The organism is Enterobacter sp. 241F3 (assembly GCF_034106785.1).
Taxonomy (GTDB): Bacteria; Pseudomonadota; Gammaproteobacteria; order Enterobacterales; family Enterobacteriaceae; genus Enterobacter; species Enterobacter vonholyi.
Window position 1 is genome coordinate 468,581 of the sequence record NZ_JAWNDD010000003.1, and the last position, 24,047, is coordinate 492,627.

Sequence of the window (24,047 nt, forward strand, 5' to 3'; positions counted from 1 at the left end):
CTTTGAAACATACTCCACTTAACCCCGTCAGGCATGATTTTTTTGTGAAATAAATGCGGGGTCCGTTTGAATTTTATTAATGGGGATAATCTGTTTGTCTGAGTTTATCTGCAGCAGTAGCCACGGTACCTGTTCGGCAGGTAAGGGCCGGGAGAAAAGATACCCCTGCAGGTAATCGCAGCCGAGACGGGTGAGAACCGCCTCCTGTTCTTCCGTCTCGATCCCTTCTGCCACCACATTCATCTCCATGGTCCGGGCGATACTGATTATGGTCTCGACCAGCTTGTAGCTTTTTTCATTTCCCAGCATCGATGTGACAAAGCTTCTGTCGATCTTGAGTTCTTTTGCGGGAAGCACGCTAAGCATCAGCAGGTTGGAATAGCCCGTACCAAAATCATCAATCGAGACGACGATCCCCGCATGATTAAACGCGTTAAGCAACTCAATGCTGCGGTCGAGATTTTTAAGCGCGGTGCTTTCCGTTACCTCCAGGATCAGTCGGGACGGAGGCAGGTTATATTTTTCCAGCATCGACGAGATGATCTGGAAAATGTCCGGCTGTTCGAACTGAACGGGGGATAGGTTGAGCGACAACGTCCACTGGCTGAACCCTTGTTCAGTCCAGAAATGAAGCTGTCGGCACGCCGCTTCAATGGCCCAGTTACCTACCGGAATAATTAAGCCTGTTTGTTCCAGCGAGGGGATAAACAGATTGGGCAATACAACGCCTTGCTCTGGATGTCGCCAGCGCAGAAGGGCTTCAAAACCATGAATCGTTTTCTCTCCCGCATGCCAGGTTGGCTGATACCAGAGTTCAAACTGATCCCGTTCAAGCGCCTGCGAGAGTTCCTGCAGAAAGCCGGGTTTCGCCGGGATCGCTGTTGACATCTCGGCCCGGTAAATCGCCCAGCCGTTACGGCCATCTTCCTTGACGCGGTGTAAAGCTGCATCCGCCTTGAGTTTCAGCTCATGCAGCGTTTCGCCATCCTGAGGATAGAGGCTGACGCCCGCGCTGATGGTCGTGCTTAACGTATGCCCGCATATCGACAGAGGGCGTCGTACATCTTCGAGCAATGCGGTGAGCAGGGCGCTGAGCTTGTCGTCATCACATTCAGGCACCAGCAGGATAAAGGCGTCTCCTCCCAGTCTTGCCAGGGTCATCTCACGCGTGAGCCTTGCCGTGATGCGCTGCGCGACAGCGATCAATAGCTCATCACCGACGCTGTGACCCCACGTATCGTTAACGCGTTTGAAGTGATCGACGTTCAGGAAAATAACCGCAAATGGCTTCTTGCTCAGCAGCGCGCTGCGTAGACAGTCCTGCATACGGAGATCCATCTGGTGGCGGTTTGCGAGCCCGGTGAGCGCATCAAAACGCGCCTGCAGCTCTAGCTGACGGTTGAGCTGCTGCAAATTATCCGTCAGCCGGCCGGTGCGCCGGTGAGAATCGATAAGTGAAATGATTAACATCACGCCGAGCAGGCAGAGCGTGGTGACTGAAACCCAGATGGATAAACCCAGCTCGCCGATCCCTCCGGGGACGGCATGCGCCATTTCCTGAAATTGCGCGGCGCTCATGCCGGTATAATGCATCGCACAAATCGCGGCAGCCATAACGAAGGCCGCGATAATGCGATCGATAAAGACGCCTTTATGTTTATCGCGCAGTCGGAAAGCCAGCCACAGCGCCGTACCTGAGGCAACAACGGCAATGACCACTGATAACCCCACAATGCGGCGATCCCAGATGATGCTGCCATCCAGCATCAGGGCCGCCATACCGATATAGTGCATAGACACCACGCCAGCGCTCAGGAGCGTCGTGGCAAAGATCAGTCGAAAAGGGGAAAGTTTTTTACCCGTGACGGCAATATTAAGCGCCGTTGTCGACGCAACCACCGCGACGCCCAGTGACGCAAGGGTTAACCAGAGGTCGTAGCTCATCATCATGGGCATTTGCATCGACAGCATGCCGATAAAGTGCATCGACCAGATGCCAATACCCAGCGTGACCCCACCGGCAATCCGCCAGAAGAGTGCAGCCTTTCGGCTGGAGAGAGGGATCTTTCCGGCGCTGTCCAGCGCCACAAATGAGGCAATAAACGCCACCAGATAAGAGATAGCGATTAACACAGGGTCCCACGATATATTGAGCATTATGCAATCCCACGCCTGAGAGGGTTACCGATTTCGCCTGCCGGGTACATCTTTATCGGGCAACGAACATGCGCATTCAAACCATATTAGTTATTTATCGTGAATAATGACCAGTCATATTAATACTCTAAAACTCATCAAGAATATAAAATATATTCTTTTTGTTAATGTATTAAGCATTGCTAAACAAGAACGAATAACAGTAGCAAAGCTCCTTAAATATGAGTGCGATCGTATCGTCTCACCGCGGGCGATACTATCGCTTAACATGGCTGGAAACCAGTATTGCAGCATGCTGAGTAGAACATTTTTACTAATACGCTCTTTTAATCTGACTTAAGGTAAATCTCAGGATGCTAACGGCGAAACAAAAAACAAGCGTTGTTTGCGATGAAAAACTTCTGGGCCAATGCTATAAGTCTAAGTGCCGACTTAAATATAAAACGTGGGTATTATCATGCTAAAAAATATTAGTGTCAGGACCTTTATTATCGGGTTCCTTTTATCTCTTTTTTTGGTAAGTGCAGGTGTCGTTGTTCTATTTTCCAGCAATCCCTCTCTCTTTATTTCGCTTAATGCCATCAATTTCGTTGCACTATTTTTGCTCTGGGTCTACATGACGAAGTATCTTGTGACGCCGATCAATACGGTGAAGAAAAGTATTGAAGAGGTGACAGCAGGCAACCTTGGTGTATCTATCCCTGAATTTGGCAATAACTGTGCGGGCCGACTCATCCCCGGGATCAATAGCCTTTCCGGTAATATTGCGACGCTTGTACGTGAGATCAGGGCGTCATCGCAAACCGCCATGACCTTATCGGATCAACTCTCGCAACGTAGCGCTCAGCTTTCGGTGAAAACCGAGCAGCAGTCTGCATCATTAGTGCAAACCGCAGCCAGCATGGAGCAAATGGCCGCGAGCACCAAAAACAATGCCGATAACACGCGTCTGGCGAGCGAGCAGGCAAATGTGGCGACGCTGCAGGCGCGCAAAGGCGGTGAGCTGATGGGACAGGTCGCCAGCAATATGCAGTCCATTACCGAATGTGCGCAGCAGATGACGGAGATTATTTCGCTCATTGACGGCATTGCGTTCCAGACGAATATTCTCGCGCTCAACGCGGCCGTTGAGGCGGCAAGGGCGGGCGATCATGGCAAGGGTTTTTCTGTGGTCGCGGAAGAGGTAAGAAACCTGGCACACCGCAGCGCAGAGGCCGCGAAGAATATCAAAACGCTGATTGAAGTCACCAGCAGTAACGTCACGCAGGGAGCCAGCGTTGTGTCACAGGCAGAGAAAAATATGCATGAAATCGTAACGGGTTCGGGGAATGTCAGCCGCTTAATGGACGAAATTTCCGCGTCGACGTCAGAGCAGGAGAAAGGCATTTCTCAGATTACCCTGGCGCTATCGGAGCTGGAGCGGGTCACGCAAAGTAATGTGGCAATGGCAGAGGAACTCAACGGCTCCTCTGATGTACTGCGTAATCAGGTGATTGAGCTGCAGGCCAGAACGCGCAATTTCAGACTTGACCAGAACTCTTCTTCCTCATTACCTGGCGGCTCGCCATCCTTCCTCCACCGGCCAGAACACTCTCTCTGATTCAACCTCAAAGCCTGGCGTGCCAGGCTTTTTTTTGCCTCTTGCCAGCATGTTCATTTCCTGAGCGATTTCAGCGCGATGGAAAACATAGTTGTTGATTAAGCCCTGATGGAGGCTAGACTGACACCGATAGAGCTAAAAAGGCGGAGGCGCTGTGGAAAGCATTAAAGGATCTGAACTTAACGTTCCTGACGCAGTTTTTGCGTGGGTGCTGGATGGTCGCGGCGGTGCGCGACCGCTGGAAGATAATGATGCGATCGATAGCGCGCATCCCTGCTGGCTACATCTGAACTACACCCATACGGACAGCGCTGACTGGCTGGCCTCGACTCCACTCCTGCCTAATAACGTGCGCGATGCGCTGGCGGGTGAAAGCCTGCGGCCCCGCGTGAGCCGAATGGGTGACGGGACGCTGATCACCCTACGCTGCATTAACGGCAGCACGGATGAACGCCCGGATCAGCTGGTTGCGATGCGTGTCTACATGGACGATGGGCTGATTGTGTCCACCCGGCAGCGAAAAGTTCTGGCGCTGGATGACATCGTCAACGATCTGAAAGAGGGCACCGGGCCAACCGACTGCGGCAGCTGGCTGGTGGACGTGTGCGACGCGCTTACCGATCACGCGAGCGAGTTCATCGAAGAGCTGCACGACAAAATCATCGACCTGGAAGATAACCTTCTCGATCAGCAGATCCCGCCGCGCGGTTTTCTGGCCTTGCTGCGTAAGCAGCTGATTGTGATGCGCCGCTATATGACGCCGCAGCGCGACGTTTATGCGCGCCTTGCCAGCGAAAGGCTCGCCTGGATGAATGACGATCAGCGACGCAGAATGCAGGATATTGCCGACAGGCTGGGCCGCGGGCTGGATGAAATAGATTCCTGTATTGCCAGAACGGCGGTGATGGCGGACGAAATCGCGCAGGTAATGCAGGAATCTCTGGCGAGAAGAACCTATACGATGTCCCTGATGGCGATGGTGTTTTTACCGAGCACGTTTCTGACCGGGTTGTTTGGCGTCAACCTGGGCGGTATTCCGGGGGGCGCTTATCGCTACGGCTTTACGGCCTTTTGCGTGATGTTAGTTGTTTTGATTGGGGGTGTTGCATGGTGGTTGCATCGTAGTAAATGGCTGTAAATTTACGCTTTTTTCCTCTTTTTCCGGGATTAAAACGCTCTTTTAATTGAGCAAAGTCAATAAACATCTACCCCGTAAGGTGCAATATTACTCCCGCAGGTGAATGCAACGTCAAGCGATGGGCGTTGCGCTCCATATTGTCTTACTTCCTTTTTTGAATTACTGCATAGCACAATTGATTCGTACGACGCCGACTTCATAGTCGGCTTTTTTTTGCCTCCTGATTCTCAGCGTCTACCCTAAAAGGGATGACAGCCAATTCTGGAGGGAATGATGAGCATCCTTTACGCTCTGCTACTGCAACATTCACGTCAATTCGATCCCATCCCCACCGATCCGGTGCCCATGCCCGATCCCATACCGCGTCCGCAGCCAATGCCCGACCCGCCGCCCGATGAAGAACCGATTAAATTGTCGCATCGGACCGCGAGATCTGCGAGGATACGCGCCATCTGACCGCTAAGATCACCACGAGAGACAATTGTGACCGCTTTTTCTACCCTGAATGTTCTGCCCGACGCCCAACTCGCTAACCTCAACGAGTTGGGATACCTCACGATGACGCCTGTTCAGGCGGCCGCGTTGCCCGCCATCCTCGAGGGCCGTGACGTGCGCGTACAGGCGAAAACGGGCAGCGGGAAAACGGCGGCATTTGGCCTTGGCCTGTTGCAGCATATCGATGCGGCGCTTTTTCAGACCCAGTCTCTGGTGCTGTGCCCGACCCGCGAACTGGCAGACCAGGTCGCGGGTGAACTGCGTCGCCTGGCGCGTTTCCTGCCCAACACCAAGATTTTAACCCTCTGTGGCGGACAGCCGTTCGGCGCCCAGCGTGATTCACTCCAGCATGCGCCGCACATTATTGTCGCCACGCCCGGACGCCTGCTGGATCACCTGCAAAAAGGCACCGTCTCGCTGGATGCGTTACAAACGCTGGTCATGGATGAGGCCGATCGGATGCTGGATATGGGCTTCAGCGATGCGATTGACGAGGTGATCCGTTTCGCACCGTCCGATCGTCAGACGCTGCTGTTCTCTGCGACCTGGCCCGAAGCTATCGCCGCCATCAGTGGTCGCGTGCAGAAAAATCCACTCACCATTGAAATCGACAGCGTTGATGCGCTGCCCGCCATCGAGCAGCAGTTCTTTGAAACCTCTCAGCAGGGTAAAATCCCGCTCCTGCAGAAATTGCTGAGCCAGCATCAGCCTGCATCCTGCGTGGTGTTCTGTAATACCAAAAAAGACTGTCAGGCGGTCTGTGATGCTCTGAATGCCGCCGGTCAGAGCGCATTGTCGCTGCATGGCGATCTGGAACAGCGCGATCGCGATCAGACGCTGGTTCGTTTCGCTAACGGCAGCGCCCGAGTTCTTGTCGCAACCGACGTCGCTGCACGCGGTCTGGATATCAAATCGCTTGAGCTGGTGGTGAACTTTGAGCTGGCATGGGATCCTGAAGTACACGTGCACCGTATTGGCCGTACCGCGCGCGCGGGAAACAGCGGACTGGCCATCAGCTTCTGCGCACCTGAAGAGGCGCAGCGCGCCAATATTCTTTCTGAGATGCTGCAGATTAAGCTGAACTGGGTGAATGCACCGGCCGGCGTTAGCCTTGTGCCGCTGGAGGCTGAAATGGCGACGCTGTGCATTGATGGCGGTAAAAAAGCTAAGATGCGTCCAGGTGACGTATTAGGCGCGCTGACCGGGGATGTGGGGCTGGACGGGGCGGATATCGGTAAGATTGCGGTCCATCCGGCGCATGTCTATGTCGCGGTTCGCCAGAAGGTTGCCCTTAAGGCATGGAAGCAGCTGCAAAACGGGAAAATTAAGGGTAAAACCTGTCGCGTACGTCTGCTGAAATAAAGAATGAAGCGTCTCAGACGGTTTTTCTGAGACGCTAATCGTTTACTTCACTTCAAGCACGTTCAGACGCAGCTCTTCAAACTGACTGTCATCTTCTTCCGGCTGCCAGCCCGCTGGCTGCATGGGAATATCTTCCCGATCGAACGCCAGGTCCCCGCCATTCACAACTTCTGACTCGTGGTTGATGCCTTTAAAGTCGAACAGCTCCACATCCGCGAGATGGGAAGGGACGACATTCTGCATCGCGCTGAACATGGTTTCGATACGACCCGGATAACGCTTATCCCAGTCGCGCAGCATGTCGCCAATTACCTGACGCTGCAGGTTCGGCTGAGAGCCGCACAGGTTACATGGAATGATCGGGAACGCTTTCGCCTGAGAAAAACGCTCAATGTCTTTTTCGCGGCAGTAGGCGAGAGGGCGGATCACAATGTGCTTGCCGTCATCGCTCATCAGCTTAGGCGGCATGCCTTTCATCTTGCCGCCGTAGAACATGTTCAGGAACAGCGTTTGCAGGATATCGTCGCGGTGATGGCCCAGCGCAATTTTGGTCGCGCCCAGCTCCGTCGCGGTACGATACAGAATGCCGCGGCGCAGGCGAGAGCAGAGTGAGCAGGTGGTTTTCCCCTCCGGGATTTTCTCTTTCACAATGCCGTAGGTATTCTCTTCGACGATTTTGTACTCAACGCCCAGCTTTTCGAGGTATTCCGGCAGAATGTGCTCCGGGAAACCCGGCTGTTTCTGGTCAAGGTTGACCGCCACCAGGGAAAAATTCACTGGCGCACTTTGCTGGAGATTACGCAGGATCTCCAGCATGGTATAGCTGTCTTTACCCCCTGACAGGCAAACCATGATGCGGTCGCCTTCTTCAATCATGTTGAAGTCTGCAATGGCTTCGCCCACGTTACGGCGCAGTCGCTTTTGCAGTTTGTTGAGGTTGTATTGCTCTTTCTTTGTATTTGATTGATTTTCTTGCATTTATTACTACCTTCGGAGCCAATAGGGGCATAATAGGGGCAAAAATTTTTCAGCGTGCCAGCTTATCGTTAAGCATCAGCACCTGTTCGCCATTCATTTCTTCAATCCACGCACCGTAGACTTCATAAACCATTTGCGCGTTTTCATGCCCCATCTGGCTGGCTATGAAAGACGGGTTAGCGCCGGCAGATAAAAGCCAGCAGGCAAAAGTATGCCGCGTATGGTACGGATTCCGGCGGCGAATACCAGCACGTTTTACAGCTGCGTTAAATCTGGAGCCGATACTCGATAAAGAGTAGTAGGCTTTCTGTTTGCCCTTGCGCATCCTGGGCATGAAAACAAATCGCAGGTTTTGATATTCCATCGCACCATACTCACGGTGATGAAAAACAATCTCGGTTTTGGGCTGTAACGAAGTCAGCGTACGCTGTGCCTTCAAGGCCTCTAGTGCTGGCTCTAATAGCGTGATAACTCGATCACCTGCATCGGTTTTGGGTGGGACGAACATTCCTAGCGCATTAAGGTTGCGCTGTATATGAGCCGTACCTTTTTCCCAGTCGATATCTTCCCAGGCAAGAGCTGCAAGCTCTCCATGACGGACACCAGTATAAACTGCGAACGTCCACATATTGAGGCTTTGGCCACGCTCGGATTCCGCAAGCAAACTAAACTCCTGCTTCGTTAAAGGATCCGGTTTTACTTTCCCTTTGTGTAGTTTCTTGATCCCTTCAAAGGGTTTGCCACTGATAAAGCCAGATTTGTGTGCAAACCGAAGAAGGGAGCACAGAAGCGATATATAGTTGTTCACGGTACGCACAGTGCGTCCCTGTTTGTTACTTCTGGGATTTGCCAGGTAAAGTGTCTCACCGTTCAACAGCTCCTTCCTGTATTTCAGAATATCGCTGTGGCGTATAGTTGAAACAGGCGTATCTCCGTTAATGATGTGCATTAACGTACCGAGTTGTGAGCGCGTCTTACGCATGGTATTCGCGCTAATTTCGGTTTCTTTAATGCTCGTCCACAGTTCACACAGCTCTGAAAAGGTTTGAACTGAAACAGTGGTTACGGTTTTTTTGGCTCTGGATGATGAAGGAAAGCGCTGGTGGTAATCAAACTCTCCAAGGTTGATCTCACTAACGATCACAGCCCGAAGATTCCCGGCTTTTTTGATGTTCGCCGGGGTGTTAATCCAACCTTTGAGAATTTCGCGGCAACGCTTTCCCCGGTACATAAACCAGATACAAATCTTATTGTTTCTGATTTCGACACCTGTAGGCAAAGCTGCCATCTTACGCATCCCTTATTAACTGATTAATTCTCGGATAGTTGTACCAGGTTGTGCCACGCAAGGTTTTTTCTCCGGAAGGAGATACCCGTTTGAAATGGACACCTTCCACCCAACAGCCCTGGCGATACTTCTCAATCTGTCGTTCGGTCAGGCCTGTTTTTTCTGTGAGCCTTGCGCCAACAACCCATTCTTCGTTAAAAATTACCTGCGACATGGTTCACCTCAGGTAACCGGCATGAGTATAGATATGCCGGTCTGTAGTCGTTGATATTTCAGTTTCAGTTTGCCTGGCCGGGCAGGGAACGCAGTCGGCGCATGCCGGTCATTGCTGTGGCCACGTAGCTTGCCTTGCAGTTGACCACTTCAACCCAGACCTTCACGCCTTCCACTCTTACCGTATAGGTCTCTTTCATCTTGCTGCGCCCATAGCCACCATATCTTTGCTGGTGGGCTGCGAGTGCGATTTCACATGCCTGGCGAGCCAAAGGGGATTGCTTACTGCCTCGATTAATCAGTCGCATTTCTTCTCCTGAGGGAGGGTTTCCCCTCCCGATCTCGTTAGTCTACGTATTCCGGTTTCATATCCGCCAGGGTGATGCTGAACTGACCATGCAATTCGTCGCCCAGATGGCGTTTAGACGATGCAAGAACGCGCTCTACCTCTGCGAACAGCGCAGCTGCATTGGGGTCATCTGAAGGTGGCAAGGAATTGATGGCTGCTTCGACTTTGTTCCGTGCATCAACCAGGTAATAACGCTTCACGGCCTTGTTTTTCAGCTCAGTGAACAGGGCAGAACCCAGCGTTGCTTTCACGGTTTCAATATCTGCGCGCAGAGCTTTAGCGCTATCCACATCCTGAGCCGCCTCGATGCGGTCACGAAAATCATCAGCAAGTGCATCGATGTTTTGAGCTGATTCCTGAGCCGTTTGAGTGGTAGTGACATTGTCACCTGAAATGTCTGCAAGGCTAACGTGCTGCGCCGGTGCAGGGTTTACCTCTCGTTCTTCACGTCGATCATCGAGCTCATCAGGGGTGTAAACGCCCAGAATCACATCCGGGCAGAACAGTCTCGCCCAGCGTTTGACGGCCAGGTATGCCAGCTGCTGGCGGGGGTCGTCAGCCCAAAGGGTAGAGTTTCGGGTTCGGGCCTGAGCCAGCAGCAAATCGAGTTCCCTTGGCTGATCTTCTCCTCTCAGGGTTGCGCGGATAATAATGCCGATCCCGGCTTCGTCAGCCAGGGTCCAGCCTGGGACGCGGTACTCGCCTTTGTCGCCTTTACGGATATGGAATTTCCCAACAACCTTTTCCCATGGCCCGTACCACTCATATTCAAAACGGCTGGCCAGCACGCCGCTGCGTGAAATGACGGCATTAACCAGCTGCGCTTCATACCCGAGCACACCGTTAATCAGGTGCGTCTTCTGCGCCACGGCAAAGGGATTCATCTGCCACTGTGCCGCTTGCATCGCAACTGCCATGCAGTCGGCCTGATTGCCCTGCAGGTGTTTAGGAACAGTGGCAGTGCCCTGCGCCATAATCTGCGCGAACGTGCTGATGGCGTTCAGATACTGGGAATCGAACAAAGCCACGTTGGAGTTAATAACGGTGTTCTGGTCAGCAACGGTAACGTTTGTGTTATGCATAAATCCCCCTTAAGCCTGAGCGCGCAGCGCTTCGAGGCGGCGCAGGTCGAAGTCGTTCAGTTCATCGGTGTAATCGGTAGTTATCGGCGCTGGCCATTCGCCTGTGTCGAATCCTGTGGCAATGGCGCGCATAGTTTTGCGGTACTCGAGCATGCCCAGTTCCAGCAGTTCTGTGGATGCCTCGATGATGGCGATCCAGTGGTAGTTCTCGTCTTTATTGACGAAAATCCAGAAGAACTGGTCAAGCGCCGCGGTCTCGCAATACATAGCCGCACTGAGGTGGTAGTCACGGTCTATGATTTCCCGGTGCAGCCTGGCGCGTAGGCTTTCTTGCTTAACATTCCACATGCTTATGGTTTTCAGGTCAGCACCGATGCGCACGCCGTCCAGTTCAATCTCGAGGTCAGGGCGTACACGCACTTCCAATCCGGTTTCGTCGTCGAAACCGAAGTAGCTCACTTCTACGGCGCGGCTTGGATGTGTCAGCAGCATGCCCGCGGTCGGGTGCGCCAGTAGTGCGGACTGAATTGCTCGCGCGGTAGCCAACTGCTGGCGGGTAACCAAAATCTTTTCGCCAGGGTTGTCGCGCCAGGCATCCAGCAGTTCGTCGGCGAATATGGCATCGGGCTTAACCGACTTAACTGCCTGGATCATGTCTGCCTTGGTGCCGGACACTTTCAGCGGCGTCGGTTTCTGCGCTTCCTGTGCCACCAAATCAGGATTGATGATCGCTAATTGCTCAAGTAACGCATCACGGCTGCCGCTGGTTTTAACCGGCGTCTGCAGAGTCGCGTTGTACTCTTTAATGCATGCCTTCATTGCCGTTGCTGTTTGCTTCTGGCCTTCTTCAATACGCTGGTACTCAGCTGGGAGAGCCATATAGCTTTGAGCCGTTTCTTCCAGGCTCGCGCCAAGCGGCACTGGAGCGGGAAGGGATGCGTTATGTTCTTCAAGTAACGCTTTAATCTCGTCAGCGCTTAGCAGCGCCGGCAGGCTGGCGTTGTACGCGTCGATGAACTCACGCAAAGTTGCGGTGGTGGTGAAAGCACCCTCAGGGATCTCAGGTTCTACGCTGAACTCTGCTTCGAGGTTTTCCGGCTGCAGTGCAAGAGCGTGCACCAGATTTCCCATATCCAGCACTTTGGATGCTGTTCGCGGGATGGTTTTAGCTACATGGCGCGCGTTAAAGTACATCAGGCTGACCCTGGCATCTTTTACCTGGGTTGAGCTAATGCCGTTCGCAGCGTGATAAACCTCATTCGGTAGGCCTTCGTATCGGCCAGGTTCGAAGTCTGCAGGGAACTCCACTTCTGGGTTCGATTCCTGAACGTCAATTGTTGTTTCCTGCAACTGGTCTGCTTCTACGGAATCTGTCTGCGAATTAGCTGCATCAGTGCTTTCGCCCGTTGGTACCGAACCAACATCTTCGCCTTTCTCTGGCTTAGCCGTTTCCATCTGCACATCGCTGGTGGTCTCCGCTGTGTTTTCCGTTTTTTCGACTTCATTTGAGGAGGTATTGACGACCGGTTCGGTATTTCCAGCCATCAGGCCATCGATGGAGAACACGCCGCCGCCAAGGCTTGCGACCTTTGGCTGGCTTGGAGTACTTTGTTCTTCCTCTGTGGAATGACGAACCGCGCGGGAGTCTTCGCTCCATTCTGGATAGCCTTTAGAGCGCTCACCGCTTTCATAGATGCCGTTCGCCGTGAACCACTCACGCACCTGGCTACGCAGTTCGGTTGTGCTTTCTTCTCCAGACCATGAAATAGCGCGGGTAACTCCAAAAATACTGTTGGCGTCGTAGTCGAGGATGTCGGTAGTTTTACCAAGAACCTTGAGAGCCTTGGTGTGCGACTCATCTTTTTTGTCAGCAAGTTCTTTGGCGGCCAGGAGTTGTGTACGGTTGATTTGTCCCGGTACTGTATCTGGGTACAGCAGCGCAATCGCGATCTCAATGCTCAGGTTCGCCATGTTCTGGGCAACCGCGCGTTTATAGGATTTGGTAGTTTCTGGCTTTGCTGGTTCTAAAGGTGCAGGAGAGCCTACTTCAGAAATGCGATTACCATCTGCCCATTCGCGCACCAGGGTGCCGCGGTCAATGTAATCAGTCGCCGCCCAGATTCTGGTGAATCGGAGAACCAAAGCGAGTTCGTGACGCTTCTCCTGGCTGAACACCTTGCGAATGGCGTCGGTATAGCGCCACAGGTCTTTGGTATCGTAACCCTTCACCTCTTCGCAGTTTTCTGCCGCCAGCAGCAGGTTCTGGACATAATTGTTGTCAGTGTCCATCTCCAGAGCGCTGATACCTTCGTATTCTTCGCGGGTTAAGTGGTGGCGCAGTTCGTCGGCGGTGAACTGGGCGAGTAGCTGCTTGCGGAAGGGCATACGAACGACCGGATAACGTGTGGTTTCGTCATCATTCTCGTCAATCTGAATACCGTTTTCGGGTTCTGGAACCTGATCGGTTGTAACATCGGCGTCGCTGGTGATTTCTGATTTGAGAAGAGCAAGCTTTCCGCTTCTCCACTCTTCAACTAACTTATTGCGGTCGCCGGCATCTGCTCTCGCCCAGTCAGCCATGAATGCAGCAATAATTTCAGTTTCGTGCGCCTCATCTGGCGCGAATACCTGCTTAATCGCCTGAACCAGTTTCCACTCAGCGTTCAGGCTGAGTTCGGCAACTTCAGGAATGCCGTTCTTCGCCAGCAGCAGGTTCTGGAGATAAGTGTTGCCTTCATCCAGAGACATTTCGCTGGCCGCCAGCTGCTGCTCTTTAGTGATATGTGATTGGTATTTGTCGCTGGTCAGGTGGACGGCATAACGAACCGCTGGAGTGCGGTTTTCAACCGGGACACTCTCGACGGTCGTTTCGACTTTAACGGTAGTTTCCGGTGCGGCAGTGTTGTCTACAGCTTCAGTAGACTCAGCACCAGCCTTTGGTAGCCAGGTGCGTCCATCGTCCTGGAGTTCGTAGCGTTTGCACCAGGTGTAATCCACTGTGCTTTCTACAGGCAGATCGTTGTAAACAGGGAAATCGGTGCGAACCGGCTTGGCATAATCCTTACCGCGGCCGGTTTCAATACCGGCATCTTCTAACTCAACATCGAGCTGTAGGTTTGCACGGGCTTCTGATTTAGCAGTGAACCAAATCACTGCGTCTTCTTTGCCTGATTTCTGCGTAGCCTTAACTACATAGAAAAATTCCATGTGAGATCCTCTTTTTTGGATGTAAGATCCCCGGGCCAGAGAAAGCGCCCATTGGGTGAACTTTGGTTTTTTAAGTAGTTTTCCGGTGTAACTTTGGTCGGGAGCACCGGACGTACGGGCCGCCTTGCGCGGCTTTTACGTTATGCCTCGTGGGCCATCTGGTCGTACGAAGCACAACGTTCAGAGCAGTATTCTTTTTCTTTGCGCGCCAGCTGTGAGCCGTTGCGATAGAGAAGGGTACTTTTGACTACTTCCCCCGGTTTAACCGGTTTACTGCAGTACCCGCATTTCGTTGAGTTACACATCTGGATTCCCCTTTTGCGCCAGTAGGTAGCACAGGCGGCGAAGAATCACCTCGAAGAAGTTCAGCTTTACGGCCTGCTGCCTTCCTGGTTTGCGTGCGAAATCAATCATTCTCACCTTCTTTTGCCTTATCGCCGGCCAGCGGAACGTTTACACCTGATGCGCGTTAATCTCTCCACCTCATCCGACTGTTCGTATGCCGTCGGCGGCTACTTCGTGGGCGTCCTGCCTTGGTGGTTCGTAGTGCGTCTTGGTGACTTCATATTAAGCCTGAGACTTAATTTATGTCAAGTCTTGGGCTAAGTTGGATTGTAAGTTTCAGGCTTAATCGTGATGTTCAGCGGATTGCAGGCAAAAAAAATCCCGACGCAAAAGGTCGGGATGGTGAAGTTCTGGGCGTTGGTTTGGCGGAGAAGTTGAAGGGTGAGGGTTTAAAAAACCCGGCTCGACGGCCGGGTGCTGGTTAGTTTTTCGTGTTTGGCAGTTCGGGCCTTTGTAGATTTTCCAGGACCTCAATCGCTTTAGCATTTTCGATAACTTTCTGTTGAACCTTATCTGCGAGATATTCCTTAAAGCCTTTTGGAACATACTCCTCCCTAAGCCATCTGCGAAACTCTCCTAACGCTTCTTCGGGATATATATTTGCTGGCAGATTGCCAGCTTTACTCTGTGGGAACCAATCAGGATAAACGTGAGGATGTTTCTGTATATCCCCATATTTTTCGCTCAAATTGTTACGCTTCCAGTGATTTGACCACCTACTTCCAACGCTAATATCTGGAACGGTTCTGGGACCTAACTCAAAACCAGCATTAATTAATGGGACGGTAATATCCACCATTTCCCGAAATACGCTAAAGAAACCAGCAGGAATTTTATCGTTCAGCAAAATCCTTTCTTGAAAGCATTTCCATGCGCCCGTTATTGGATTTCTCGGATCGATTCCTACGCTGCGATAAATGTATTCTTTGAGAGTTTGCCTTGCCAGAAGACGGTAGTTCTTTCTCGCAGTTGAGCTATCAACTTGAGAAGCATCGAATGCGTAATATTCAAGGATAGACATGCAGACGGCATCAGGATAAGCATGGCTATCACCGAATGCGCCACCATTAACAACGGAGTAAAGCTCGTTACCTTCAAATCCATTCTCAATGAGAAGTTCGGCAATTCTCTTACCCCTTGGCTTATTCCTTTCGATTAGCCAATTAGTGGTTAACGGGAGAAGGGTGGTGTGGTCTACACCACAGAGACGAGCTAAGCCGCGAAGACTGAGAAATGGCGTGCCATCATTAAGAACACCCATTTGAACGCCATTCACTTCGACCTCTTTTACTGGGAATAATGCCATTTCTTCTTGGTGGGGCATTAGTTCATTTTTCATCGTATCCCTCTGAATAATAAGTAATTAAAGTGGTGGTCGAAATGCATGAATCATTCGTTAGTTATCAGCCATAAGCCACTCAGAACAACTCAATCTTCCTGCGACCGGATCCGGCCCTTCATGTACTTCTCATACAGTTCATCCAGCTCCTTCAGGCGAAGCGCAAAAATGCGGAGCATGTTCTGTTGCTCTTCTTCCGGCAACTGGCGATAGAGCTCAAGCAGGCGCTGTTCGTCCGGCTTAAGCCCGTCTTTCTCGCCGACATCCTCACCAAGTAACCAAGGCACCGATACACCAGCTGCATCAGCGACAGCGAGAGCAGAATTCTTGCTGATCACGCCTTTTTTAAACCAGCCGTTCACAGACTGAGGGGTTACCCCAGCAACCCTAGCCATATCAGATTTGGTCATGCCGCGCCCGTTTAGCTCTGATAGGCGCTCAACAAGTATCGGATTAAGTACGGTTTTCTCTTTCATGTTTAGAAGAATAAGCCTTTTGCTTAAACTTGAAAATTCGCCTTAGACTTGACTATAAATTAAGTCTGGGGCTTAATTTGGGTGCATTCAAATCGGAGACAACGATGAACGGGTTAACGAAAGCCATTAAGTCCGCTGGTACAGCCACGACTCTCGCAAACATGCTGGGCATCAAGCCGATGTCAGTCAGCCGCTGGAAAAACCGGTATCAAGGTGTTGTGCCAGCTGACCGGGTCCTACAAATCTACGCGGCCACTGGTGTGACTCCACACGAACTGCGCCCAGATCTCTACCCAAATCCCACAGACGGTTTACCTAAACAGGAGCCTTAACAATGCAAACTGTTTCATTTCAAAAGAGTAACAGAGCTTCCTCTAATCCAATGATATTCCCGTGTCATCAAAGCGAATCGGCAGCGCAGGATGTTGATCATCGAGATATTTGTTCTGCAGTCCGGGCGTGGGCAGCGGTAGAAGGGCGTGTAGCTGTTGCGCTTCAAATTCAAGACGCGGCGGAAGAACTCCAACTTGATGATGTGGATTTCTCAGGCCAGGCCGATGTCTGGAACGTGAAGCTGTTCCGCTGGCTCGACAACAAAGAAGACTCCGCATCTTACCGAAAGAACGTCGAACAACTGGTGCCAGCGATCATGTCTGTATTACCGCTTCGGTACCGCGACCGCGTCGTTAAAAACGACTCCTTTGCCTACCGGATGGCCAGGCTGGAGAAAGAGGTGAGTGAGGCGAAGCAAGCTCTGATGCTCGATGCACCGAAGAAGGAAAAGCTGAAGGAGTTAGGCGAGGGGATTTTTGAGATGTTCCGTGTCGATCCGGACCTTACTGCGCCGCTGCTGGCGATGGTGACAACCATGCTGGGGGCAATGTGAATACTGTAGAAAAGGCGAAAGCCGGTCTGCGCGAACAGAACCGACTTTCAGGTGCAAAAACGGAGTGTAATTGCGGAGCTAAGTATGTCAAACACAGCTGAAATTATCAATTTCCCCCACAGAACCGAACAACCGGGAGGTCGTATGGCCGACCTGTCGAACGGGTATACCAAGGTCGCTAACGAGATCCAACAGCTCAAGCCTCGTCTGAGAATGTCAGGCCGGGAGTGGCAATGTTTTGAGGCGGTGATCTGGCTTACCTACGGCTGGAACAAGAAACAGGACCGCGTTACGAACACGGTGATCGCTGAGCTTACAGGGTTGAGTGATTCGCATGTTTCTGATGCGCTCAAATCACTCGCAGAACGCAAAATTATCTTCAGTCAGAAGCAGGGCGTGATGAAAACGGTCGGTATAAATACTGACCTTTCCGCCTGGATTTTAGACAAACCGAAAACGGGAAAAGTCTTCCCGAAATCGGGAAAAGTGTTACCGAAAACGGGAAAAACCTTCCCGGAAACGGTAGACACCCAAGACTATAACAAGAACAATATTAAAAGATCCTCGTCTCGGAATTCTGACGAATCCCGAAACCAGAAAACTCAAAAGTTTCTCTCGCGCCATCCAGAAGCTGCCGCCGGGATATACACCCCGGCAGGTAAATCATGGGGATCCGCTGACGACCTCAAGGCGGCTCGCTGGATTTACGACAGGCTCCTCACCGTCAACGCATCGCTATCTGAACCCAACTGGGCTGAATGGGCAAACACCATCAGGCTGATGCGTGTCCAGGACAATCGCACCCACTACGAAATTTGTGACCTGTTCCAGTGGGCTAACCGGGACGAATTCTGGAAAGACAATATCCTGAGCCCTTCGAGTCTTCGCAAACAGTGGGATCAGCTCACCACCAAACGGCTGCGCGCAACCGGAACGGCAAAACCTTCCAGGGGCGGCATCGACCTGCATAACACCGACTGGATTGACGGGGTGCTGGAATGAAAAACATAGCCGAGAGCATTCGCAATTTTGACCGGGAACAGGCTCGCCGAGTGGCGCACAACATGCCTGAGCAGTACACAGAGCGCGAACATACGCAGCAGGTGGCGCAGATTATCAACGGGCTATTCGTACAGCTGGCGGCCGCGTTTCCGGCAAGCCTGGTTAATCGCAGCCAGGAAGACGTGAACGAGATCCGCCGCCAGTGGGTGCTGGCCTTTAAAGAAAACGGGATCACCACTCTGGAGCAGGTTGAAGCCGGTATGCGTATGGTGCGGCGCCAGGATCGTCCATTCCTGCCGTCGCCAGGCCAGTTCATTAAGTGGTGCAGGGAAGGGCGCTGCGTACTGGGGATCACCACCGCTGACGTGATGGCTGAATACTGGAAGTGGCGCAAGCTGGTGTTCCGGTACCCGAGCAGCGAGCAATATCCGTGGCCTAAGCCGGTTTACTACCACATTTGCCTCGAGCTGCGTCGTCGTGGTACCGATGGTCAGTTGAGCCACAAAGAACTAGAGCGCGAAGCCAGCGACATTCTGGATGTGTGGGAAAAGCGGGTGCTGGCCGGAAAGCCGATTCCGCCTGTTCGTCGAGCGTTGGCGGCGCCAGTATCGTCGAAGGGGCAGACACCTGCAGAGCTTCTCAAAGCTAAATACGAGCGAATGAAGGCTGATGGAAGGGCATAGGAAAGAAATGATTCGCTATGAGCGAGAAGCGGACTTTACCGTGGATTTTATCAGCACTCAGGGATTGCTTTTAATAATCGTTATCCAGTTTTACTGCACGAGGTACCCCATGATTGTCCTACCGTTTTACCCATTTTTTGTCTCTTTTATCTACGACATAAATCGCTAAGATTACAACGTCTGAGCAGACGTACTAATTTAAATTCTGTCACTCAGTCGTAGCGATTCTGTGAGGCATCTTTTTATTAACAAAGGTTTACTTAAATAACTCAAAAAAGGGGATATAAGATGAAGCGTCCAAACTGGTTTCAAGTTTCCGATAAAGGTGGCAAGGCTATAGCAGCGCTCCATCATTACGCCACTACTGGGACAAGTTTACCTGCCGAACTGATCCATTTAATTTTTTTGAGAGTTTCCCAGATCAATGGTTGTGCACACTGCATAGATATACATACTCGCGATCTTATCAAGAGTGGCATGTCCGTCGAAAAGATTGTATTGGTGCCTGTCTGGCGAGAAGCTACCTATTTATTCTCGGATATAGAGCAAGCTGCCCTCTCATGGGCGGAAGAAGTTACCCGTGTTAGTGAAACACATGCTTCCGATGAAGCATATTCCGCAGCGCTTTCTGTATTCGGTGAAAAAGATTTGGTTGAACTTACCATTGTTATTGCCACCATGAATGCCATTAATCGTATGGGTATTAGTTTTAGAATGAAGCCGCTTGCTAAAGCCTGATAGATGTAAACAGCTCCCATAATGGACTTTAGAGCTGTATTAAAATCTGCTTCTGGCACAAAGCTGACATTCCAGCCTTTGTATGTCCGTAAAAACTACCTTCACGTGATATGCCGCTTCGCGTAATGACGAGGCGCTTGTGTGACATGCTGGAAAACCAACTTAGATGTTTACTGAAAGCCTGATTACCTTGGCTAAATGACCCTTAGAAATTTCTAAGGCGAAATAGTCACATAAGTCTTCTCCACGTGTGTTATAACCGAGTTTCAAATCGCCACCACTGGCGGTTAAGAGGCATCTCATGAAACTATGTGTCACAAGAGCAATCGGCCTCAGCAAGTTCTCGCCACGTTGGGTTAAGGTTATCTGTTTACGATTGACTAAAAACGATATTGAGCGCTCCCTCAATGCACTACTGGCCACAATTGATGAATCTGAGCTCTCTCCGGAGCAAGTCAAAGCATTAAGGGAATGTGTTGACAGAATTAACCTGGCAAGAGGAAAGGGGTTTCAGGCGTGAGCACGTAAGACACTGATCGCATAACGATTTGAAGGTTTTCTTCCTATTCTTATATTATGTTTTTCATTATGTAAATTTTCTAAGCGACAGACTTTATGAGAGGTAATGATGGAAAAGGACTTAAAGCCAGAACAAATCGAAATCGTAAACCGTATTGTCTTTGAGCAGATAGACAAGATGCAGGCTAGGGTAGCCGAGATTGTTGCTGAGACGGAGAGAGCTGCGCATCAGCAGTTGCAGGATCACGGGATTGATATGACTGAGTTTTATCCGGCGAATAAGGATTTTTTGATGATGACCCTTGTTCAGCACTTGATTGATCAAGTGCTTGGCGGCGATATGGTTCTTGCCCAAAAGATGATCACCATGGAAGCAAAACGCCTTAATGTAAAAGTAAATGTTGAGGTTGATAAATCGAGAGATTAAGTTGACATTAACAGTACTACAGAGCCCATTCCTCGGGCGGTGGTCCCACCAGTATCGCCGATGTGGACGACACTGGCGGAGTTGCTTAAGAAGAAGTTCGAGTGTAAAAAAGCTAATTCAAAAGCGGCCTAAAAATAAAATGTGAATCGCCACGGGTTTAACAGACACCTCAGAGTCATTTAAGATGACTTAAAGAGAGGTGCCCATGAGCGGTAAGCGTTATCCTGAAGAGTTTAAAATTGAAGCAGTCAAACAGGTTGTTGATCGTGGTCATTCTGTTTCCAGTGTTGCAACACGTCTCGATATCACCACTCACAGTCTTTACGCCTGGATAAAGAAGTACGGCCCGGATTCTTCCACTCATAATGAACAGCCAGATGCTCAGGCCGAGATCCGCCGTCTTCAGAAAGAGTTGAAGCGGGTTACGGACGAACGGGACATATTAAAAAAAGCCGCGGCGTACTTCGCAAAGCTGTCCGACTGAGGTACGCCTTTATCCGCGACAACAGCCGTTGCTGGCCTGTTCGTTTGCTCTGTCGGGTTCTGGATGTCCATCCGAGTGGATTTTATTTCTGGCTTCAGCAGCCACATTCGCAGCGTCACCAGACAGATCAGATGCTGACCGGGCAAATCAAACAGTTCTGGCTTGAGTCTGGCTGCGTCTATGGTTATCGCAAGATCCATCTCGATCTGCGTGATACCGGACAGCAGTGCGGAGTGAACCGGGTCTGGCGGCTGATGAAGCGTGCCGGAATAAAAGCTCAGGTTGGGTACCGTAGCCCACGAGCACGTAAAGGCGAAGCCAGTATCGTGACACCCAACAGGCTCCAGCGGCAGTTCAATCCGGACTCACCGGATGAGCGTTGGGTGACGGACATAACCTACATCCGAACCCACGAAGGCTGGCTGTATCTGGCCGTGGTGGTTGACCTGTTCTCCCGAAAAGTTATCGGCTGGTCAATGCAACCCCGCATGACAAAAGAGATTGTCCTGAACGCATTACTTATGGCGGTGTGGAGGCGTAATCCTCAAAAGCAGGTACTGGTTCACTCTGATCAGGGTAGTCAGTACACGAGCCATGAGTGGCAGTCGTTCCTGAAATCACACGGTCTGGAAGGCAGCATGAGTCGTCGCGGTAACTGCCACGACAACGCGGTTGCGGAAAGCTTTTTCCAGCTACTGAAACGCGAACGGATTAAGAAAAGGATCTACGGAACGAGAGACGAAGCCAGAAGCGATATTTTTGATTATATCGAAATGTTTTATAACAGTAAGCGTCGGCATGGTTCGAGCGAGCAGATGCCACCGGCTGAATATGAAAACCTATATTATCAACGGCTCAGAAGTGTCTAGATTATCCGTGGCGATTCAACATACGTATCCAAACAGCACGGTTAAGATCTTCTCGAAAGCCATCAACGTAAGATAGCTCGGCATCATTTAATCTGATACAAATACAATGAGAACGTGTCTGCTGGGAGGGTGTTTTAGCAGAAGTAAAATTTTCATAGCTACAACTTCTGAATGGTTCGAACTTATTAAAAGTATGATTGCTGTCATTCATATGAACTCCTTTCATATAGTAAAGTGAAATAAGCATGTCCATTATGCTTATTTTATTTATATGATAGATGCTGAAAATGTCAATGTATGGAGTTGATTTTGCTTTTGATTTTTTCAACCAAAGGGCGAAAAAACAAGGAGCAACTCAAAGTATCACCGAAGGAGATGCTGAGAGTTAGCCCTTGCTTTTTCACAAGTTAAGTGTTATTAGTTGATTAAAAGCCTAACTGATAGGTGAACATGAAAATATGTAGTGTGGATGGAACGGATATAGTTATCTTTACAAGGAATGAACATTGCCCACCTCATGTTCATGTCAGTATTAAAAATTGTGATCTTCGTCTTGAATTCAGTTTTGTGCATAATGATGTGAGAATATGGGATGCCACTCCTGATAAAAATATGCCGAAATTAAGAGAAATAGAGAAATTATGTGTTGAAATGAAAAAAAAGGATAATCTTACGAGAGCAAGGAAAACTTGGTTGTCTATCATTGGTCATATTTGTTTGAAAAATAGTTATCTTATGTCTCTTCAGGACGAATTATCAATTGATGAAATGTATCTGGATAAGAAAATAGCAAATGCAGTATATGATACTGATAAAAATGTTACCATTTTAACAATAGAGGGAATTTCTGATACTATAGAGGTTGAGTTATGAAAATTAAAGCAAAAAAACAAGTCTATGAGCCACTTACGCAAGAAAAGCTTGATGCTCTTTTAAAGGCTGGTGAAATAAAAAAAAGTAGAGAAGGATATGCATCTAAATTAGTAGTCTTTAAAAATGAAAGGAAGGTTTTGATCTTGTTCAACGACGGTTCTGGGTTTTTATTGAACGTTGATGATTATGATGAATTCAAAAATATGTCAGGTGAGGAATTAGATAATTTATCCATCGGCTTTTCAGGCAATGCGATATGCCATAATGAATTGGATATTCATGTTTCCATTCAAGGCTTAGTTGAAAAATCAGGAGATTTTGAATCGGCCCTCAATTTGACTTCAGTTTTGAAAAATCCTAAAAAAGCCAATAAAAAAATAAAAGCATCTAATGAATATAGTTTGAAAAATGGTAGGATGTTAAAAAAGAAAACTTCATACCTTGTGGCTTATATGAAAAAAGTTAAGCATGAATCATAAAAACCCCACAGCTAATATGTGGGGGGGACATTACTTTTGTTTAAGATTAAAACTTTCTGTTAATATTGTTAGCCATCGCCAACACAAAAAATCATATAGTGAGGAATGTATTTCGTCATCCCTTATTAATGCATGGGATATTTTATTCCTTATATTTGATCCTGTTTTTACAATCATTAGTTCTTTCATTTCAATGATAAGATTTTGATTTATAATGTTTTTCATCTCTAGCTCGCTATTAATTAAACCGCTCAGTGATTTTTCATCTTGGCTACCGTTATTATTTGTTTGAGTACTAATATTTTCTTTTTTTAATATATCACGTAATAATGCTTCATAAAGTGGAATAAGAATAAAGGATGATGAAATCATATCATCTAAAAGCCACCGTTCTATTCCAGTACACACAAAGCTCTTAATTTCTTCAGGTATGTTAATGCTCTTTTGAATCATTTCTTTTAAGTGTTCTTTGTCAACTCCATATTTATTGTATATTTCCATCTTATATATTTTAATTACAAATCCATGAAAGGAATAATAGAGTATTGCATTCATATTACTTTCACCACCAATAGCTGAAGTCCGGCCGTCAGAGGTTATTATAACCTGTTGAAACAACTTATTAAGGGAATCATCATCTTTATTAATGTGATGATGGGAAACATTACTCGTGTATTGGCTCATTAGTAGTAATGCTTGATGATAGCTTTTAGTATTGCTGACTGCACATTCAATATTATTTTTAATGTTTGACATATCTAATTCAATTGGTTCCTGAGCATCTATCAATATAGATTTCATTTTTTGTATTTCGAATTCAAAATGTGCTATGTTAAAATTATTAGTACGCAATAAATTTTTTGGGGTTAGTTTAATAGATTGTTCTGCAAAAAATATACAGGAAACATAGCTATTACTGTATTTTTTTCAATCTAATAAATTTATTAAATCCCAAAATAAAATAAGGGATTTAAAGTGTAATTTATTTATTAGTTTTGCATCGTTAATTTTTTTATATAGTTTAATTGAAAGGTCGAATGATAATTTTATATTTTGTA

The 24,047-nt window shown here is 49.2% G+C and carries 24 protein-coding genes and 1 pseudogene; 13 read left to right on the top strand and 12 right to left on the bottom strand.

Annotation, left to right across the window (positions count from 1 at the left end):
• Positions 1–27: 27 nt before the first annotated feature.
• The gene (locus UR504_RS12645; protein WP_115875323.1) at positions 28–2,157 is read right to left on the bottom strand and encodes a putative bifunctional diguanylate cyclase/phosphodiesterase; all 2,130 of its coding nucleotides are present in this window, start codon (positions 2,155–2,157) and stop codon (positions 28–30) included.
• Positions 2,158–2,614: 457 nt separating this feature from the next.
• On the opposite strand from UR504_RS12645, the gene UR504_RS12650 reads away from it, so the two are divergent.
• The 4 genes from UR504_RS12650 to dbpA all read left to right on the top strand — a co-directional run bounded on the left by UR504_RS12650 (position 2,615) and on the right by dbpA (position 6,752).
• Positions 2,615–3,757: a methyl-accepting chemotaxis protein gene (locus UR504_RS12650; protein ID WP_127731206.1), complete on the top strand. Its 1,143-nt coding sequence runs from the start codon at positions 2,615–2,617 to the stop codon at positions 3,755–3,757.
• A 154-nt stretch (positions 3,758–3,911) separates the two neighbouring features.
• Positions 3,912–4,895 carry a zinc transporter ZntB gene (gene zntB, locus UR504_RS12655; protein ID WP_111965070.1) on the top strand — a complete coding sequence of 328 codons (984 nt, stop codon included), beginning with the start codon at positions 3,912–3,914 and terminating at the stop codon, positions 4,893–4,895.
• Between the two features lie 291 nt (positions 4,896–5,186).
• On the top strand, positions 5,187–5,351 hold the full coding sequence (locus UR504_RS12660; protein WP_302235549.1) for a hypothetical protein: 165 nt from the start codon (positions 5,187–5,189) through the stop codon (positions 5,349–5,351).
• A 27-nt stretch (positions 5,352–5,378) separates the two neighbouring features.
• Positions 5,379–6,752: an ATP-dependent RNA helicase DbpA gene (gene dbpA, locus UR504_RS12665; RefSeq protein ID WP_274239656.1), complete on the top strand. Its 1,374-nt coding sequence runs from the start codon at positions 5,379–5,381 to the stop codon at positions 6,750–6,752.
• Positions 6,753–6,794: 42 nt separating this feature from the next.
• Here the strand turns inward: dbpA and ttcA are convergent, their stop codons facing one another.
• The 10 genes and pseudogenes from ttcA to UR504_RS12715 form a co-directional block, all read right to left on the bottom strand.
• A complete protein-coding gene (ttcA, locus tag UR504_RS12670; protein WP_274239655.1) occupies positions 6,795–7,730 on the bottom strand; it encodes a tRNA 2-thiocytidine(32) synthetase TtcA in 936 nt (311 codons plus the stop codon).
• A gap of 49 nt (positions 7,731–7,779) precedes the next feature.
• Positions 7,780–9,018, bottom strand: a complete 1,239-nt coding sequence (locus UR504_RS12675; protein ID WP_136431216.1) for a site-specific integrase — start codon at positions 9,016–9,018, stop codon at positions 7,780–7,782.
• Between the two features lies 1 nt (position 9,019).
• The gene (xisR, locus tag UR504_RS12680) at positions 9,020–9,232 is read right to left on the bottom strand and encodes an excisionase family protein (RefSeq protein WP_014884030.1); all 213 of its coding nucleotides are present in this window, start codon (positions 9,230–9,232) and stop codon (positions 9,020–9,022) included.
• Between the two features lie 64 nt (positions 9,233–9,296).
• Complete coding sequence (locus UR504_RS12685; RefSeq protein ID WP_320739742.1) at positions 9,297–9,539, bottom strand: DUF4060 family protein; 243 nt, start codon at positions 9,537–9,539, stop codon at positions 9,297–9,299.
• Between the two features lie 37 nt (positions 9,540–9,576).
• The gene (locus UR504_RS12690; RefSeq protein WP_320739744.1) at positions 9,577–10,662 is read right to left on the bottom strand and encodes a RecT family recombinase; all 1,086 of its coding nucleotides are present in this window, start codon (positions 10,660–10,662) and stop codon (positions 9,577–9,579) included.
• A 9-nt stretch (positions 10,663–10,671) separates the two neighbouring features.
• Entirely contained in the window at positions 10,672–13,869 is a 3,198-nt protein-coding gene (locus tag UR504_RS12695; RefSeq protein ID WP_320739746.1) for a RecE family exodeoxyribonuclease, read from the bottom strand.
• A 140-nt stretch (positions 13,870–14,009) separates the two neighbouring features.
• On the bottom strand, positions 14,010–14,174 hold the full coding sequence (locus UR504_RS12700) for a YdaE family protein (RefSeq protein WP_248052790.1): 165 nt from the start codon (positions 14,172–14,174) through the stop codon (positions 14,010–14,012).
• A pseudogene (locus UR504_RS12705) lies at positions 14,167–14,322 on the bottom strand (hypothetical protein); the annotation flags it as partial. The gene UR504_RS12700 and the pseudogene UR504_RS12705, both read right to left, overlap by 8 nt.
• A gap of 313 nt (positions 14,323–14,635) precedes the next feature.
• Positions 14,636–15,553, bottom strand: a complete 918-nt coding sequence (locus UR504_RS12710) for a hypothetical protein (RefSeq protein WP_320739748.1) — start codon at positions 15,551–15,553, stop codon at positions 14,636–14,638.
• Between the two features lie 89 nt (positions 15,554–15,642).
• Entirely contained in the window at positions 15,643–16,029 is a 387-nt protein-coding gene (locus tag UR504_RS12715) for a helix-turn-helix domain-containing protein (protein ID WP_320739750.1), read from the bottom strand.
• A gap of 104 nt (positions 16,030–16,133) precedes the next feature.
• Between UR504_RS12715 and UR504_RS12720 the strand changes: the two genes are divergently transcribed.
• The 9 genes from UR504_RS12720 (at position 16,134) to UR504_RS12760 (ending at position 22,989) form a co-directional block, all read left to right on the top strand.
• Entirely contained in the window at positions 16,134–16,361 is a 228-nt protein-coding gene (locus UR504_RS12720) for a transcriptional regulator (protein ID WP_194516244.1), read from the top strand.
• A gap of 2 nt (positions 16,362–16,363) precedes the next feature.
• Entirely contained in the window at positions 16,364–16,915 is a 552-nt protein-coding gene (locus tag UR504_RS12725; protein ID WP_320739753.1) for a toxin YdaT family protein, read from the top strand.
• Positions 16,916–16,999: 84 nt separating this feature from the next.
• Complete coding sequence (locus UR504_RS12730; RefSeq protein WP_320739755.1) at positions 17,000–17,917, top strand: replication protein; 918 nt, start codon at positions 17,000–17,002, stop codon at positions 17,915–17,917.
• Positions 17,914–18,600 carry a replication protein P gene (locus UR504_RS12735; protein WP_320739757.1) on the top strand — a complete coding sequence of 229 codons (687 nt, stop codon included), beginning with the start codon at positions 17,914–17,916 and terminating at the stop codon, positions 18,598–18,600. Before UR504_RS12730 ends, UR504_RS12735 begins: the two co-directional genes overlap by 4 nt.
• Positions 18,601–18,888: 288 nt before the next feature.
• A complete protein-coding gene (locus tag UR504_RS12740) occupies positions 18,889–19,338 on the top strand; it encodes a carboxymuconolactone decarboxylase family protein (RefSeq protein ID WP_063452983.1) in 450 nt (149 codons plus the stop codon).
• Between the two features lie 628 nt (positions 19,339–19,966).
• Complete coding sequence (locus UR504_RS12745) at positions 19,967–20,284, top strand: nitroreductase (protein WP_320739761.1); 318 nt, start codon at positions 19,967–19,969, stop codon at positions 20,282–20,284.
• 205 nt (positions 20,285–20,489) lie between these two features.
• Positions 20,490–21,637, top strand: a protein-coding gene (locus tag UR504_RS12750; protein WP_302238442.1) for an IS3 family transposase whose coding sequence is annotated in 2 segments (ribosomal slippage) — positions 20,490–20,727 and positions 20,727–21,637 — 1,149 coding nt in all. Because the reading frame shifts where the segments join, the coding sequence is not laid out codon by codon here.
• 465 nt (positions 21,638–22,102) lie between these two features.
• Positions 22,103–22,510, top strand: a complete 408-nt coding sequence (locus tag UR504_RS12755; protein WP_302235053.1) for a hypothetical protein — start codon at positions 22,103–22,105, stop codon at positions 22,508–22,510.
• On the top strand, positions 22,507–22,989 hold the full coding sequence (locus tag UR504_RS12760) for a DUF2442 domain-containing protein (protein WP_162032046.1): 483 nt from the start codon (positions 22,507–22,509) through the stop codon (positions 22,987–22,989). Before UR504_RS12755 ends, UR504_RS12760 begins: the two co-directional genes overlap by 4 nt.
• A gap of 30 nt (positions 22,990–23,019) precedes the next feature.
• On the opposite strand, the gene UR504_RS12765 is transcribed toward UR504_RS12760, so the two are convergent.
• Positions 23,020–23,745 (bottom strand): DUF4209 domain-containing protein, encoded by a 726-nt coding sequence (locus tag UR504_RS12765; RefSeq protein ID WP_320739759.1) that lies wholly within the window; start codon positions 23,743–23,745, stop codon positions 23,020–23,022.
• Positions 23,746–24,047 lie beyond the last annotated feature (302 nt).